13 protein-coding genes are annotated in these 15,313 nt (G+C 60.6%); all 13 read left to right on the top strand.

The genetic code is table 11. The features are described 5' to 3' along the window. Positions 1–28: 28 nt before the first annotated feature. Positions 29–739 (top strand): histidine utilization repressor, encoded by a 711-nt coding sequence (gene hutC, locus ACNYC6_RS11755; protein ID WP_419712951.1) that lies wholly within the window; start codon positions 29–31, stop codon positions 737–739. Then, a complete protein-coding gene (locus tag ACNYC6_RS11750; protein ID WP_419712435.1) occupies positions 736–1,305 on the top strand; it encodes a HutD family protein in 570 nt (189 codons plus the stop codon). Before hutC ends, ACNYC6_RS11750 begins: the two co-directional genes overlap by 4 nt. A gap of 448 nt (positions 1,306–1,753) precedes the next feature. Then, positions 1,754–3,421, top strand: coding sequence for a urocanate hydratase (hutU, locus tag ACNYC6_RS11745; protein WP_253557707.1), 1,668 nt, complete (start codon positions 1,754–1,756; stop codon positions 3,419–3,421). 136 nt (positions 3,422–3,557) lie between these two features. Further along, entirely contained in the window at positions 3,558–5,030 is a 1,473-nt protein-coding gene (locus ACNYC6_RS11740; protein ID WP_419712434.1) for a purine-cytosine permease family protein, read from the top strand. A 69-nt stretch (positions 5,031–5,099) separates the two neighbouring features. Continuing rightward, complete coding sequence (locus tag ACNYC6_RS11735; protein ID WP_419712433.1) at positions 5,100–6,068, top strand: ABC transporter substrate-binding protein; 969 nt, start codon at positions 5,100–5,102, stop codon at positions 6,066–6,068. A gap of 70 nt (positions 6,069–6,138) precedes the next feature. Beyond that, positions 6,139–6,990, top strand: coding sequence for an ABC transporter permease (locus tag ACNYC6_RS11730; protein WP_419712432.1), 852 nt, complete (start codon positions 6,139–6,141; stop codon positions 6,988–6,990). Beyond that, positions 6,987–7,817 (top strand): quaternary amine ABC transporter ATP-binding protein, encoded by an 831-nt coding sequence (locus tag ACNYC6_RS11725; RefSeq protein ID WP_150735520.1) that lies wholly within the window; start codon positions 6,987–6,989, stop codon positions 7,815–7,817. The genes ACNYC6_RS11730 and ACNYC6_RS11725 overlap by 4 nt, the downstream gene beginning before the upstream one ends. Positions 7,818–7,959: 142 nt before the next feature. Continuing rightward, positions 7,960–9,483 carry a histidine ammonia-lyase gene (gene hutH, locus ACNYC6_RS11720; protein ID WP_419712431.1) on the top strand — a complete coding sequence of 508 codons (1,524 nt, stop codon included), beginning with the start codon at positions 7,960–7,962 and terminating at the stop codon, positions 9,481–9,483. A gap of 118 nt (positions 9,484–9,601) precedes the next feature. Next, entirely contained in the window at positions 9,602–11,134 is a 1,533-nt protein-coding gene (gene hutH / locus ACNYC6_RS11715) for a histidine ammonia-lyase (RefSeq protein ID WP_419712430.1), read from the top strand. A gap of 89 nt (positions 11,135–11,223) precedes the next feature. Next, positions 11,224–12,429 (top strand): imidazolonepropionase, encoded by a 1,206-nt coding sequence (gene hutI, locus ACNYC6_RS11710; protein WP_419712429.1) that lies wholly within the window; start codon positions 11,224–11,226, stop codon positions 12,427–12,429. 10 nt (positions 12,430–12,439) lie between these two features. Further along, positions 12,440–13,243 carry an N-formylglutamate deformylase gene (hutG, locus tag ACNYC6_RS11705; RefSeq protein ID WP_419712428.1) on the top strand — a complete coding sequence of 268 codons (804 nt, stop codon included), beginning with the start codon at positions 12,440–12,442 and terminating at the stop codon, positions 13,241–13,243. Between the two features lie 176 nt (positions 13,244–13,419). Next, a complete protein-coding gene (locus ACNYC6_RS11700) occupies positions 13,420–14,367 on the top strand; it encodes a choline ABC transporter substrate-binding protein (protein ID WP_419712427.1) in 948 nt (315 codons plus the stop codon). Further along, positions 14,367–15,284 carry an alpha/beta hydrolase gene (locus tag ACNYC6_RS11695; RefSeq protein WP_419712426.1) on the top strand — a complete coding sequence of 306 codons (918 nt, stop codon included), beginning with the start codon at positions 14,367–14,369 and terminating at the stop codon, positions 15,282–15,284. The genes ACNYC6_RS11700 and ACNYC6_RS11695 overlap by 1 nt, the downstream gene beginning before the upstream one ends. The last annotated feature ends 29 nt before the right edge of the window (positions 15,285–15,313 follow it).

Below are 15,313 nucleotides of genomic sequence, written 5' to 3'. Positions count from 1 at the left end.
GCCTCCAGTCTCTCCGTTGGCCGCGAACATGGGCGACAGTCCGGCGCCCTTGTACGCCCGCGTCAAACAAATGATTACCCAGCAAATCGACAGTGGAAACTGGCCGCCGCACTACCGCGTTCCGTCGGAAAGCGAACTGGTCAGTCAGTTGGGTTTCAGCCGCATGACCATCAACCGCGCCCTGCGTGAGATGACGGCCGATGGTCTGTTGGTGCGCATGCAAGGCGTCGGCACCTTCGTCGCCGAGCCGAAAAGCCAGTCCGCGCTGTTTGAAGTACACAACATCGCCGACGAAATCGCCTCTCGCGGTCATCGCCACACCTGCAAGGTCATCACCCTTGAGGAAGAGGCCGCGGGCTCCGAGCGCGCCCTGGCCCTGGACATGCGCGAAGGGCAGAAGGTATTCCATTCGCTGATCGTGCATTTCGAAAACGGCATTCCGGTGCAAATCGAAGACCGTTTCGTCAATGCGCTGGTGGCGCCGGAATACCTCAAGCAGGATTTCACCCTGCAAACGCCCTACGCCTACCTGAACCAGGTCGCGCCGCTGACCGAAGGCGAGCACGTGGTCGAGGCAATCCTCGCCGAGACGTCCGAATGCAAATTGCTGCAGATTGAAAAAGGCGAGCCGTGCCTGCTGATCCGCCGTCGCACCTGGTCCGGGCGTCAGCCGGTGACAGCCGCTCGCTTGATCCACCCTGGTTCCCGTCATCGTCTGGAAGGTCGGTTCCATAAATGAGCAGTCTGAAAGTTTTACGTGCAGTCGATTACCCACGCATGCCGTGGAAAAACGGCGGCGGCAGTACCGAAGAAATCACCCGTGATGCCGGCACCGGTCTGGACGGGTTTGGCTGGCGTCTGTCGATTGCCGACATTGGCGAGTCGGGCGGGTTTTCCACCTTCGCCGGTTACGAGCGGATCATCACCGTGTTGCAGGGTGATGGCATGACCTTGTCGGTTGACGGTCAGAACACACGGGCACTGCTGCCGCTGGACCCGTTTGCGTTCAGTGGGGAGAGCAAGGTGTCCTGCACATTGCTTGGCGGTCCGATTCGCGATTTCAACCTGATCTATGCGCCGCAGCGTTACGGCGTGCGGTTGCAGTGGTTGAGTGGCGAGCAGCGGTTTTTCAGCTCGGCGGAGTCGGTGCTGGTGTTCAGTGTCAGCGATGCGCTGGAGGTGAAGGTCGGTAACAGTGCTTCGCAGCTGGGTCGGCATGATTGTTTGCAACTGGGCGGTAACACCGGTCTGCTGGACATCTCCGTTAATAGCCCATGCTGTGTGATTGAGCTGTCCGCACACTGATCCATACTCAAGTGACACAATCGCGGGCAAGCCCGCTCCCACAGGTCCTATGAACATCCTGAGGGAGCGGGCTTGCCCGCGATGCTTTTTGTCACTGCAAATCCGTTCCCGAAAGCGCACCACTTTGTTACCGAACGCCCCAGCGTGGCGCAAAACCCCGCTCAAGTAACAACGCACACGCCCTCCACGAAATCCCTCCGGAAAAATTCATCTACGCCAGAACCCCTGTTTCAGGCGCTCTCCAGCTGTTTCAGAATTTTTCTTGAATGCCCATCCAACAAGTTGGCCGCTTGATTGCATATGCTTGTATGTACAAGTAAAGACGTATGCGTATGAGTCACGAAGACTCAACCGTCGTCCACTGATTCGCCGGTGTGCACTGATGCCCATCGGCTTGCTCGCCCACTGCCTGGGTTGGTTTTGGATTGATTGCTGAGGAGTTCTTTTCGTGACTAAATTTCGTGACGTTGAAATCCGCGCTGCCCGCGGTAACAAGCTGACCGCCAAGAGCTGGCTGACCGAAGCGCCGCTGCGCATGCTGATGAACAACCTCGACCCGGAAGTCGCCGAGAACCCTAAAGAACTGGTGGTTTACGGTGGTATTGGTCGTGCGGCACGTAACTGGGAATGCTACGACAAGATCGTCGAAAGCCTGACCAACCTGAACGACGACGAGACCCTGCTGGTGCAATCCGGCAAGCCGGTCGGCGTGTTCAAGACTCACGCCAACGCACCACGCGTACTGATCGCCAACTCCAACCTGGTGCCACACTGGGCGAGCTGGGAACACTTCAACGAACTCGACGCCAAAGGCCTGGCCATGTACGGCCAGATGACCGCCGGCAGCTGGATCTACATCGGCAGCCAGGGCATCGTCCAGGGCACCTATGAAACCTTCGTCGAAGCCGGTCGCCAACATTACAACGATGACCTGAAAGGCAAGTGGGTACTGACCGCTGGCCTGGGCGGCATGGGTGGCGCTCAACCACTGGCAGCAACCCTGGCCGGCGCTTGCTCGCTGAACATCGAATGCCAGCAGGTCAGCATCGATTTCCGTCTGAAAAGCCGCTATGTCGACGAGCAAGCCACTGACCTCGACGACGCGCTGGCCCGCATCGCCAAATACACCGCCGAAGGCAAAGCGATCTCCATCGCGCTGCTGGGCAACGCGGCTGAAATCCTCCCGGAACTGGTCAAGCGCGGCGTACGCCCGGACATGGTGACCGACCAGACCAGCGCCCACGACCCGCTCAACGGCTACCTGCCGGCCGGCTGGACCTGGGATCAGTACCGCGAACGCGCCAAGACTGAACCAGCCGCTGTAATCAAAGCCGCCAAGCAATCGATGGCCGTGCACGTCAAAGCGATGCTGGACTTCCAGAAAATGGGCGTGCCGACCTTCGACTACGGCAACAACATCCGTCAGATGGCCCAGGAAGAAGGCGTGGAAAACGCATTCGACTTCCCTGGCTTCGTTCCAGCCTACATCCGTCCACTGTTCTGCCGTGGCATCGGCCCATTCCGTTGGGCTGCGCTGTCGGGCAACGCTGAAGACATCTACAAGACCGACGCCAAAGTCAAAGAGCTGATCCCGGACGACGCCCACCTGCACAACTGGCTGGACATGGCCCGCGAGCGCATCAGCTTCCAGGGTCTGCCGGCGCGTATCTGCTGGGTGGGCCTGGGCCTGCGCGCCAAGCTGGGTCTGGCATTTAACGAAATGGTGCGCAGCGGCGAATTGTCCGCGCCGATCGTGATCGGTCGCGACCACCTGGACTCCGGTTCGGTATCGAGCCCTAACCGCGAAACCGAGTCGATGCAGGACGGTTCCGACGCTGTGTCCGACTGGCCCCTGCTCAACGCTTTGCTCAACACCGCGAGCGGCGCGACCTGGGTATCCCTGCACCACGGCGGCGGCGTCGGCATGGGCTTCTCCCAGCACTCGGGCATGGTGATTGTCTGCGACGGTACTGACGAAGCGGCCGAGCGTATCGCTCGCGTGCTGCACAACGACCCGGCGACCGGCGTTATGCGTCACGCCGATGCCGGTTATCAGATCGCCATCGATTGCGCCAAGGAACAAGGGCTGAACCTGCCGATGATTACCGGCAAGTAATGCTTGCCCTGTAGGAGCGAGCCTGCTCGCGATGAGGGCGGCACATTCAGTATTTATGCTGACTGACACACCGCCATCGCGAGCAGGCTCACTCCTACAGGAATCAAAACAACAAACAATCCACAGAGGTTGAACCATGGCTGTTAACAGCGAACGTGCAGGTAGCAAACCGTTGATCGAGAAGCGCTCGATCGACTACATCCCGGAAGCGGAGAGACACGGTCGTCTGTTTAGCCAGTTCACTTTGTGGATGGGCGCCAACCTGCAGATCACCGCGATTGTCACCGGGGCCTTGGCCGTGGTGCTGGGGGGTGATGTGTTCTGGTCGTTGATCGGTCTGCTGATCGGGCAACTGCTCGGCGGTGGCGTGATGGCACTGCATGCCGCGCAAGGTCCAAAACTTGGCCTGCCGCAGATGATCTCCAGCCGCGTGCAGTTTGGCGTTTATGGCGCGGCCATCCCGATCGTGCTGGTGTGCCTGATGTACCTGGGCTTCACCGCAACGGGCACGGTACTTTCCGGTCAGGCGCTGGGCCAGTTGTTTGGCGTCAGCGACAGCGCCGGCATCCTCATGTTCGCCAGTGTCATCGTGCTGGTCACGGTGCTCGGCTATCGGGTGATCCACTGGATCGGCCGTATCGCCAGCGTCATTGGTGTGATTGCCTTTGTTTACCTGTTCGCTCGCCTGATGAGCCAGACAGACGTTGGCGCACTCCTGCAAATCCGTCACTTCAGCTGGAGCAGCTTCCTGCTCGCGGTGTCGCTCGCGGCATCCTGGCAGATCGCCTTTGGCCCTTACGTGGCTGACTATTCGCGTTACTTGCCGAGCAAGGTTTCCTCGGTGAAAACCTTTTTCGCCGCTGGCGCAGGTTCGGTGATTGGCGCACAGGTGGCGATGGTCCTCGGCGTGTTTGCCGCAGCTTCTGCCAATGGGCAATTCGCCGGGCACGAAGTGGCCTATATCGTTGGTTTGGGCGGTACCGGTGCCACCGCCGCGCTGCTGTACTTCAGCATCGCGTTCGGCAAGGTCACCATCTCCACGCTGAACTCTTACGGCAGCTTCATGTGCATCGCGACCATCATCAGCGGTTTCCGTGGTGACCTGAAGGTCACGCGCTTTCAGCGTCTGGTCTTTGTGCTGGTCATCGTCGGTGCTGCGACCCTGATGGCGTTGCTCGGTCAGCACTCGTTCCTCGGTGCGTTCAAGTCCTTCATCCTGTTCTTGCTGGCGTTCTTCACGCCCTGGAGCGCGATCAACCTCGTGGACTACTACTGCATCACCCGCGAGCGCTATGACGTGCCGGCGCTGGCCGATCCGAACGGTCGTTACGGCCGTTGGAACGCACTCGGTATCAGCGTCTATGTTTTCGGTGTGCTGGTGCAGTTGCCGTTCATCTCCACCAAGTTCTATACCGGTTCAATGGTGGCGGCCCTGGGTGATGTGGATATTTCCTGGATCATCGGCTTGGTACTGCCTGCCGCCGTGTATTACGTGTGCGCAAAAAAATGGCACGGCAGCGTGCCCGATCAATTGATTCTGCCGGTCGAGCAGGACAGCGTTGAACAACCAAAAACAAGCGGGGCCGATCGCGCTGCGGCGCAGGCCTGACTGGACGTGGACAGGGCTGGATGCCTCTTGACTGCCGTAAGCCCATTCATGATTAGGAGTGTCACTACAATGAAATCGAACAAGACCCTGCTGACCACATTGCTTTCCATGGGCCTGCTGGCCAGCGCTGGCGCCACTCAGGCGGCGGGTTGGTGCGAGTCGGGTAAACCGGTGAAATTCGCCGGCCTGAACTGGGAAAGCGCCATGCTCCTGACCGACGTGATGCAAGTCGTGCTGGAGAAAGGCTACGACTGCAAGACTGACAGCCTGCCGGGCAACTCCATCACCATGGAAAACGCCCTGGGCAGCAACGATATTCAAGTGTTTGCCGAAGAATGGGTCGGCCGCAGCGAAGTCTGGAACAAGGCCGAGAAGGCCGGCAAAGTCGTCGGCGTCGGCGCACCTGTAGTGGGCGCAATCGAAGGCTGGTACGTGCCACGCTACGTGATCGAAGGCGACGCCAAGCGCAAGCTGGAGCCTAAAGCGCCGGACCTGAAAAACATTGCTGACCTGGGCAAATACTCGGCGATCTTCAAGGACGCCGAAGAGCCCTCCAAGGGCCGTTTCTACAACTGCCCTGCCGGCTGGACCTGTGAGCTGGACAACAGCGAAATGCTGAAAAGCTACGGCCTGGAAAGCAGCTACACCAACTTCCGCCCAGGCACCGGCCCGGCGCTGGATGCCGCCGTGCTGTCGAGCTACAAGCGTGGCGAGCCGATCTTGTTCTACTACTGGTCGCCAACCCCGCTGATGGGCCAGGTCGATGTGGTGAAACTCGAAGAGAAGCCAGGCGTGAACAAGACCGTGACCATCAAGGTCGGTCTGTCCAAGACTTTCCACGACGAAGCGCCAGAACTGGTGGCGGTGCTGGAAAAGGTCAACGTACCGATCGACATCTTGAACCAGAATCTGGGGCGCATGACCAAAGAGCGGATCGAGTCGCCAAAACTGGCCAAGATCTTCTTGAAGGAACATCCTGAAGTCTGGCACGCGTGGGTGAGTGAAGACGCAGCCAAGAAAATCGACGCGGCCTTGTAGGTTGGGCTTTTCCGGCTGTCGGCAACGGCAGTCGGATGCTTGATCGCAACCCCTTGATTGAGAGTCTCTTATGTTTCCCGAAAGCTTTACCTTTTCCATCGCCGACTGGGTCAACGGTTGGGTCGATTCGCTGGTCACCAACTACGGCGACGTGTTCCGCAGCATTTCCGACACCCTGCTGTGGGCCATCGTCAATCTTGAAAGCCTGCTGCGTGCAGCTCCGTGGTGGTTGATGCTGGCCATCGTCGCCGGCGTGGCCTGGCACGCGACCCGCAAGGTCGTGACCACCGCCGTGATCGTCGGCTTGTTGTTTTTGGTCGGTGCGGTCGGCCTCTGGGACAAGCTGATGCAGACCCTCGCGCTGATGATGGTGGCGACGGTCATTTCGGTACTCATCGGCATTCCGCTGGGCATCCTTTCGGCGCGCAGCAATCGTCTGCGTTCGGTGCTGATGCCGCTGCTGGACATCATGCAGACCATGCCGAGCTTCGTGTACCTGATCCCGGTGCTGATGCTGTTCGGTCTGGGTAAGGTTCCGGCGATTTTCGCCACCGTGATCTACGCCGCACCGCCGCTGATCCGCCTGACCGATCTGGGTATTCGCCAGGTCGACGGTGAAGTGATGGAAGCCATCAACGCCTTCGGCGCCAACCGCTGGCAGCAACTGTTCGGTGTGCAACTGCCGTTGGCCCTGCCAAGCATCATGGCCGGGATCAACCAGACCACCATGATGGCCCTGTCGATGGTGGTGATCGCCTCGATGATCGGTGCCCGTGGCCTGGGTGAAGACGTGCTGGTGGGGATTCAGACCCTCAACGTCGGACGCGGCCTTGAAGCCGGTCTGGCGATCGTGATTCTGGCTGTGGTGATCGACCGCATTACTCAGGCGTATGGTCGTGCACGGCATGAGGTGAGCAAATGAACAACGCAACCGTGAGCAAGATCGAAGTCAAAAACGTCTTCAAGATTTTCGGCAACCGTTCCAAGGATGCGCTGGCCATGGTCGGCCAGGGCAAGACCAAAGAACAGGTGCTGAGCGAGACCGGCTGCGTGGTCGGTGTGAACGATTTGTCCCTGAGCATCGGCAGCGGTGAGATCTTCGTGATCATGGGCCTGTCGGGTTCCGGCAAGTCGACGCTGGTACGCCACTTCAACCGCCTGATCGACCCGACCAGCGGCGCGATCCTGGTGGACGGCGTGGACATCCTGCAATACGACATGGAAGCCCTGCGCGAATTTCGTCGACGCAAGATCAGCATGGTGTTCCAGAGCTTCGGCCTGCTGCCGCACAAGAGCGTGCTGGACAACGTCGCCTACGGCTTGAAAGTCCGCGGTGAAAGCAAAGCCCTGTGCAGCGAGCGTGCGCTGCACTGGATCAACACCGTTGGCCTCAAGGGCTACGAAAACAAATACCCGCATCAGCTCTCGGGCGGCATGCGTCAGCGTGTGGGCCTGGCTCGCGCATTGGCGGCGGACACCGACATCATTCTGATGGACGAAGCGTTCAGCGCCCTCGACCCGCTGATTCGCGCCGAAATGCAGGACCAGTTGCTGGAGCTGCAAAAGACCCTGCACAAGACCATCGTCTTCATCACTCACGACCTCGACGAGGCCGTGCGCATTGGCAACCGCATCGCGATCCTCAAGGACGGCCGCCTGATCCAGGTCGGCACGCCACGGGAGATCCTGCATTCGCCGGCGGATGAGTATGTCGACCGGTTCGTGCAGCGTCGGGCGGCGGTGGTTTAAAGGTTTTGTGGTGGCTGTTTCGGCCCCATCGCTGGCAGGCCAGCTCCCACAGGGATTATGTGAGCGCTGGAGATACTTGTGGGAGCTGGCTTGCCAGCGATGGGGCCGGTAAAGCTGCATCAATATTTGGATGAGGTTGAAGATGTCCCAGGCTGAAAATATCGTTATCACCGAAGCGCAAGTCACTTGGCAGGACGTGGTCGCCGTGGCCCGCGATGGCGCACAGCTTGAACTGTCGGCGCCGATCTGGGCGCGCATCGAAAACGCTCAGGCCATTGTCCAGCGCATCGTCACCAGCGGCGAACGCGCCTACGGCATCAACACCGGTCTGGGTGCCTTGTGCAACGTCTCGCTGCAAGACGAACAACTCAGCCAATTGTCGCGCAACACCTTGCTGAGTCACGCCTGTGGCGTCGGCGCGCCACTGAGCGACGAGCAGACCCGAGCGATCATGTGCGCCGCCGTCGTCAACTACAGCCACGGCAAATCCGGCCTGCATCGTCAGGTGGTTGAAGCGCTGCTGGCGCTGCTCAACCGCGGTATCACCCCGCAAGTACCGTCCCAGGGTTCCGTGGGTTACCTGACCCACATGGCGCACATCGGTATCGCGCTGCTGGGCGTGGGCAATGTCAGCTATCGCGGGCAAATCGTTTCGGCTCAGCAGGCGCTGGCTGAAGAAGGCCTGCAACCGGTAAAACTCGGCGCCAAGGACGGTTTGTGCCTGGTCAACGGCACCCCGTGCATGAGTGGCTTGAGCTGCCTGGCCATCGCCGACGCCACGCACCTGCTGCACTGGGCCGACGTGATCGGCGCCATGAGCTTCGAAGCCCAGCGCGGGCAGATCGACGCCTTCGATACCGAGATCATTGCGCTCAAGCCGCACCCGGGCATGCAGCAGGTCGGGATCAACCTGCGCGCCTTGCTCGACGGCAGCGAAGTGATCGCCCAGAGCAAAGGCATTCGCACGCAAGATGCCCTGAGCATTCGTTCGATCCCGCAAGTGCATGGCGCCGCGCGTGATCAGCTGGTGCACGCGGTCAAACAGATCGAAACCGAACTCAACGGCGCCACCGACAACCCGCTGGTGCTGGGCACTGCGGACAATTATCGCGTGGTTTCCCAGGCTAACCCGCACGGTCAATCTGTGGCGTTGGCGGCGGACCTGTTGGCGATCGCCATGGCGGAAATCGGTTCCATCGCCGAACGTCGCCTGGACCGCTTGATCAACCCGCATGTCAGCGGTTTGCCGGCATTTTTGGTGGCCAATCCGGGGGTGAACTCCGGGATGATGATCGTGCAGTACGTCGCCGCTTCGCTGTGCGCGGAAAACCGCCAATTGGCACAACCGGCAGTGCTCGACAACTACGTGACGTCGGGCCTGCAGGAAGATCACCTGAGCATGGGCACCAACGCCGCGCTCAAGCTGCATCGCGCATTGGAAAACTGCACGCAGATCCTCGCCATCGAGTACCTGTTGGCGGCCCAGGCCTTTGAATTTTTGAAAGAGCAGCGCTTCGGCGCCGGCACCGATACCGCGTGGCGTCTGCTGCGTGAGCGGGTCCCGGCTTACGATCAGGATCGTTGGCTGGCACCGGACATTGCCGCCGCTGCCGGTGTGTTGAAAGACGCGAATTTGCTGCACAAGGCTTTACCGAATCTCAACTGAATTTCCTACAAAACCAGCGTGCCAAGGCGCCAGCCCCCTCAAAAAGGGGGAAGCGACGGACAACGGAATTATCCGGAGCGTCTGGTAGTTAATAAAAAACTCTCAAAAGGAGCATGAAATGACTGCGCTAAACCTGATTCCCGGCCAACTGACCCTCGCTCAACTGCGTGACGTGTATCAGCAACCGGTGAAACTGACCCTCGACAACAGCGCCTCGGCGCAGATCGAAGCCAGCGTTGCCTGCGTGGAACAGATCCTCGCCGAGAACCGCACCGCCTACGGCATCAACACCGGTTTCGGCCTGCTGGCCTCGACCCGCATCGCCAGCGAAGACCTGGAAAACCTGCAGCGCTCGCTGGTGCTGTCCCACGCCGCCGGTGTCGGCCAGCCGATCAGCGACGAGCTGGTTCGGCTGATCATGGTGCTCAAGGTCAACAGCCTGAGCCGTGGTTTCTCTGGCATTCGCCGCGTGGTGATCGATGCGCTGATCGCTCTGATCAATGCCGAGGTTTACCCGCACATTCCGTTGAAAGGTTCGGTCGGTGCATCAGGTGACCTGGCGCCTCTGGCCCACATGTCGCTGGTGCTGCTGGGCGAAGGCAAGGCGCGGCACAAAGGCGAGTGGATGGAAGCCACCGAAGCGCTGAAAGTCGCCGGTCTGGCGCCGCTGACCCTGGCCGCGAAAGAAGGCCTGGCGCTGCTCAACGGCACTCAGGTGTCCACCGCGTTTGCCCTGCGTGGCCTGTTCGAAGGCGAAGACCTGTTCGCCGGTGCCTTGGCGCTGGGTGGCCTGACCGTTGAAGCGGTATTGGGCTCGCGCTCGCCGTTCGATGCGCGCATCCACGCTGCCCGTGGCCAGAAAGGCCAGATCGACGCCGCTGCCGCTTACCGCGATCTGCTGGGCGAGCGCAGTGAAGTGTCCGACTCCCATGAAAACTGCGAGAAGGTACAAGACCCATACTCGCTGCGCTGCCAGCCGCAAGTCATGGGCGCCTGCCTGACTCAGTTCCGTCAGGCCGCCGAAGTGCTGGCCGTTGAAGCCAACGCCGTCTCCGATAACCCGTTGGTTTTCGCCGCTGAAGGCGACGTGATTTCCGGCGGCAACTTCCACGCCGAGCCGGTGGCCATGGCCGCTGACAACATGGCGTTGGCCATCGCTGAAATCGGCTCCCTGAGCGAGCGCCGCATTTCGTTGATGATGGACAAGCACATGTCACAACTGCCGCCGTTCCTGGTGGCTAATGGCGGTGTGAACTCCGGCTTCATGATCGCCCAGGTGACGGCTGCGGCACTGGCCAGCGAAAACAAGGCACTGTCCCATCCGCATTCGGTGGACAGCCTGCCGACCTCCGCCAACCAGGAAGACCACGTGTCGATGGCTCCGGCGGCGGGCAAGCGCCTGTGGGAAATGACCGAGAATACCCGCGGGATTCTCGCGGTGGAATGGCTGGCGGCGGCGCAAGGCCTGGACTTGCGTAACGGTCTGAAAACGTCGCCGAAGCTGGAAAAGGCTCGCGCCATCTTGCGTAAAGAAGTGCCGTTTTATGAGAAGGACCGGTTCTTTGCGCCGGACATCAATGCGGCGACTGAACTGTTGGCCTCGCGTTGCCTGACTGAATTGGTTTCGGCCAGGCTTTTGCCGAGCCTGTGATGTACTCATCGCCAGCAGGCTGGCTCCCACAGGTGAGGTGGGAGCCAGCCTGCTGGCGATTCGATTTTGAACATTGTGGAGACTAAGGGATGAAAACCCTCTGGCAACACTGCCACGTCGCAACCATGGCGCAAGGCGTCTACTCGATCATCGAAGACGCGGCCATCGTGACGACCGGTGCGCTCATAGAGTGGATCGGTCCGCGCGCTGAACTGCCGGCGGGCGAGTACCCGGCGGTCAATGATTTGAACGGGGCCTGGGTCACGCCGGGCCTGATCGACTGCCACACCCACACGGTGTTCGGCGGTAACCGCAGCGGCGAATTCGAGCAGCGTCTGCAAGGCGTCAGCTACGCGGCAATCGCGGCTGCCGGCGGCGGCATCGCCAGCACCGTGCGCGCCACCCGTGCCGCCAGTGAAGACGAGTTGTTCGCCAGCGCCGCCAAGCGCCTGAAAAGCCTGATGCGCGATGGCGTCACCAGCATCGAGATCAAATCCGGCTACGGTCTGGACCTGGCCAACGAACGCAAGATGCTGCGCGTGGCCCGTCGCCTCGGCGCCGAACTGCCGGTCAGCGTGCGCAGCACCTGTCTGGCGGCTCACGCCTTGCCGCCGGAGTACAAGGATCGCGCCGACGACTACATCGATCACATCTGCGCCGACATGCTCCCGGCTCTGGCCGCGGAAGGGTTGGTCGATGCAGTGGATGCATTCTGTGAGTACCTGGCGTTCTCGCCCGCGCAGGTCGAGCGCGTATTCATCACCGCTCAGGAACTGGGCTTGCCGGTGAAGCTGCACGCCGAGCAATTGTCGTCGCTGCACGGTTCGAGTCTGGCCGCGCGTTACCACGCATTGTCCGCTGATCACCTGGAATTCATGACCGAAGACGACGCCATTGCCATGGCCGAATCCGGCACCGTCGCGGTCCTGTTGCCTGGCGCGTTCTACTTCCTGCGTGAAACCCAATTGCCGCCGATGGATGCCCTGCGCAAACACGGCGTGAAAATCGCCATCGCCAGCGACCTCAACCCCGGCACCTCACCAGCGCTGTCGTTGCGCCTGATGCTGAACATGGCTTGCACCTGTTTCCGCATGACACCGGAAGAAAGCCTGGCGGGCGCGACGATTCATGCCGCCACTGCTTTGGGCATGGCTGAAACCCACGGCTCGCTTGAGGCGGGCAAGTTTGCGGACTTCGTCGCCTGGCAAATCGATCGTCCGGCCGACCTGTGTTACTGGCTGGGCGGCGACCTGGAAAAACGCGTCGTGCGCCACGGCGTCGAAACGAGTCTGTAGGAGATCTGTTGTGGATAAGGTTCTGAACTTCAAACAAGGTCGCGTGCCACTGCTGATCAGCATGCCTCACGCGGGTGTGCGTCTGACGCCTGCGGTCGAAGCCGGGCTGATCCCCGACGCGAAAAGCCTGCCGGACACCGACTGGCACATTCCGCAGCTTTATGACTTCGCCGTCGAACTGGGCGCCAGCACCCTGGCCGCCGAATACTCGCGGTTCGTCATCGACCTGAACCGGCCGTCCGACGACAAGCCTTTGTACGTGGGCGCCACCACCGGTCTGTATCCGGCGACATTGTTTGACGGAATTCCGTTGTTCCGTGAAGGGCTGGAGCCGTCGAAAGAAGAACGTGCGACTTATCTGGAGCAGATCTGGACGCCGTATCACAACACCTTGCAAAGCGAACTGGCACGCCTGAAAGCCGAGTTCGGCTATGCGCTGCTGTTCGATGCGCATTCGATCCGCTCGATCATTCCGCATCTGTTCGACGGCAAACTGCCGGACTTCAACCTCGGGACCTTCAATGGCGCCAGTTGTGATCCCCGGCTTGCCACTCAACTGGACGCGATTTGCGCCGGACACCCGGATTACAGCCATGTGCTGAACGGGCGCTTCAAGGGCGGCCACATCACCCGGCACTACGGTAACCCGGCCGAGAACATCCATGCCGTGCAACTGGAGTTGGGGCAGTGCACGTACATGGAAGAGTTCGAGCCGTTCCGCTATCGCCCTGATCTTGCGGAGCCAACGCGGGTGGTGTTGAAGGCGTTGCTGCAAGGGTTGCTGGCTTGGGGGCAGCAGCACTACAAGAGCTGAAGATCAAAAGATCGTCCGAACGCGGCCCGATTCTTCGGACGATCTTTTTTGTCGCCCCTGTGCAAATCTCGGTCGCCACAGTTCGCTTTTACCGCTCGTCTGCTGCGTAATGTTCTGGCCACGGTGCACGAAGACACCGGCCTCACAATAATCGCTGCCGCACGAGACTCCTCCCGATGAAAAGACTGTTTACCCGCTGTCTCTCAATCCTCTGCGGCACCGCTCTGTTGAACGCCGGCGCCATGGCCGCTGACGACGCCTCCTGTAAAGCCGTGCGCATGGGCGTGGTCAACTGGACCGACGTGATCGCCACCAGCGGCATGGCGGATGTGCTGCTCAACGGCCTCGGCTACGAAAGCAAACAGACCAGCGCCGTGCAGCAAATCATCTTCGCCGGCATTCGCGACAAGCGCCTGGACATCTTCCTTGGTTACTGGAAACCGGCGATGGACAAGAACATCGCACCGTTCCTGGCCGCCAATCAGGTGAAGGTCCTGGACAAGCCAAGCCTGGCCGACGCCCAAGCCACCCTCGCAGTCCCGGATTACGTGGCAGCGGCGGGTTTGAAAACCTTCGCCGACATCGCCAGATTCAAAGACCAACTCGGCGGCAAGATCTACGGTATCGAGCCGGGCAGCGGCGCCAACACCACGATCAAGACCATGATCGAAACCAATCACTTCGGCCTGAAGGACTTCAAACTGATCGAGTCCGGTGAGGCCGGTATGCTCGCTGCCGTTCAGCGTGCGGTGAACCGCAAGGAGTTCGTGGTGTTCGTCGGCTGGACCCCGCACCCCATGAACATCAACATGAAGATCGCCTACCTGACCGGCAGCGAAGACGTCTACGGGCCGAACGAAGGGGCGGCGACCGTCTCCACCGTGACCGCGCCGGAATACGCCCAGCGGTGCCCGAACGTCAATCGCCTTCTGGAAAACCTGACGTTCACCGCCGCTCAGGAAAGTCAGTTGATGGTGCCGATCATGGAGCGCCAGACGCCTCAGGACGTCGCCAGGAAATGGCTGCGTGACCATCCGGAAGATCTTCAGCGGTGGCTGGCCGGTGTCAGCAGTTTTGATGGTAAAGACGGCGTGACTACGGTTCAGGCCAGCCTGAAAAACTGATGACGACTTATCCTCTATCAGAACAGCTGTCGGCGTTCGTCGACAAAACCCTGAGCTTCAACAGCACCGAAAGCAGCCTGAGCGGTTTGCGCCAGGCCTATAGCGAGATGTGCCGGGCATTCAACCCGCCATATCCCCCCGGGCTGTATGTCGTCGATTTTGAGTTGGCCGGTGTGGCGGTGCGGTCCTACCAACCGCCGGCCTCATCGTCGACCGATGCTGTTCCGTGCATCGTTTATCTGCACGGCGGCGGGTGGGTCGTTGGCGACCTGGATTCCCACGACTTCATTTGCGCCGAGCTGGCCTCGACACTTGGCGTGTTGGTGATCGCCGTCGATTACCGTCTGGCGCCGGAGTATCCGTTTCCGGCGGCGTTCGATGACTGTCTCGGCGTCTGGCGTGCTCTGCGTACCGGTCCGTTTCGAATCGACCCCGAACGCATGCTGGTGGCCGGAGACAGTGCCGGTGGCAATCTTGCTGCGGCGCTGTGTCTGGCGTTGCGTGACACGGGTGAGCCATTACCGGCTGCGCAGGTCCTGATTTATCCGGGGCTGGGAGGCGATCAGCGTTTAGCATCGCGCGGTGAATGCGTTGATGCGCCATTGCTCAGCAGCAGTGATGTGGATTGCTATCACGCCTTGTACCTGCGCGGCACGGTCAAACCGGGCGCCTACGCGATGCCGTTGCTCGCCGGGGATTTCAGCGGACTGCCACCGGCATGGATTGCCGTGGCGCAGTTCGACCCGCTGCGTGATGACGGCGTGCTATACGCCGAACGGTTGAACGCCGCCGGTGTGACCGCGGCGCTGTATTACGGCAACGGGCTGGTTCATGGTTGTTTACGGGCGCGGGGGCTGGCTGTCGAGGTGGATGCGTTGTACGAAACGCTGCTGCGGTATCTCGCGGAAAAACTCTGACCCTGCAAGGGCATGCTCATTGACGTAAA

The sequence above is a fragment of the Pseudomonas sp. NFX224 genome, from assembly GCF_048565165.1.
In the GTDB taxonomy this organism is placed as follows: Bacteria; Pseudomonadota; Gammaproteobacteria; order Pseudomonadales; family Pseudomonadaceae; genus Aquipseudomonas.
The sequence above is the reverse complement of the archived record's forward strand: the minus strand, read 5'-3'. Positions and strand labels throughout refer to the sequence as shown.

Excerpts from the sequence above, each read along its gene's own strand:
- hutC (WP_419712951.1), top strand. The coding sequence starts at position 29 with ATGGGCGACAGTCCGGCGCCCTTGTACGCCCGCGTCAAACAAATGATT.
- ACNYC6_RS11750 (WP_419712435.1), top strand. The coding sequence starts at position 736 with ATGAGCAGTCTGAAAGTTTTACGTGCAGTCGATTACCCACGCATGCCG.
- ACNYC6_RS11740 (WP_419712434.1), top strand. The coding sequence starts at position 3,558 with ATGGCTGTTAACAGCGAACGTGCAGGTAGCAAACCGTTGATCGAGAAG.
- ACNYC6_RS11735 (WP_419712433.1), top strand. The coding sequence starts at position 5,100 with ATGAAATCGAACAAGACCCTGCTGACCACATTGCTTTCCATGGGCCTG.
- ACNYC6_RS11730 (WP_419712432.1), top strand. The coding sequence starts at position 6,139 with ATGTTTCCCGAAAGCTTTACCTTTTCCATCGCCGACTGGGTCAACGGT.
- ACNYC6_RS11725 (WP_150735520.1), top strand. The coding sequence starts at position 6,987 with ATGAACAACGCAACCGTGAGCAAGATCGAAGTCAAAAACGTCTTCAAG.
- hutH (WP_419712431.1), top strand. The coding sequence starts at position 7,960 with ATGTCCCAGGCTGAAAATATCGTTATCACCGAAGCGCAAGTCACTTGG.
- hutH (WP_419712430.1), top strand. The coding sequence starts at position 9,602 with ATGACTGCGCTAAACCTGATTCCCGGCCAACTGACCCTCGCTCAACTG.
- hutI (WP_419712429.1), top strand. The coding sequence starts at position 11,224 with ATGAAAACCCTCTGGCAACACTGCCACGTCGCAACCATGGCGCAAGGC.
- ACNYC6_RS11700 (WP_419712427.1), top strand. The coding sequence starts at position 13,420 with ATGAAAAGACTGTTTACCCGCTGTCTCTCAATCCTCTGCGGCACCGCT.
- ACNYC6_RS11695 (WP_419712426.1), top strand. The coding sequence starts at position 14,367 with ATGACGACTTATCCTCTATCAGAACAGCTGTCGGCGTTCGTCGACAAA.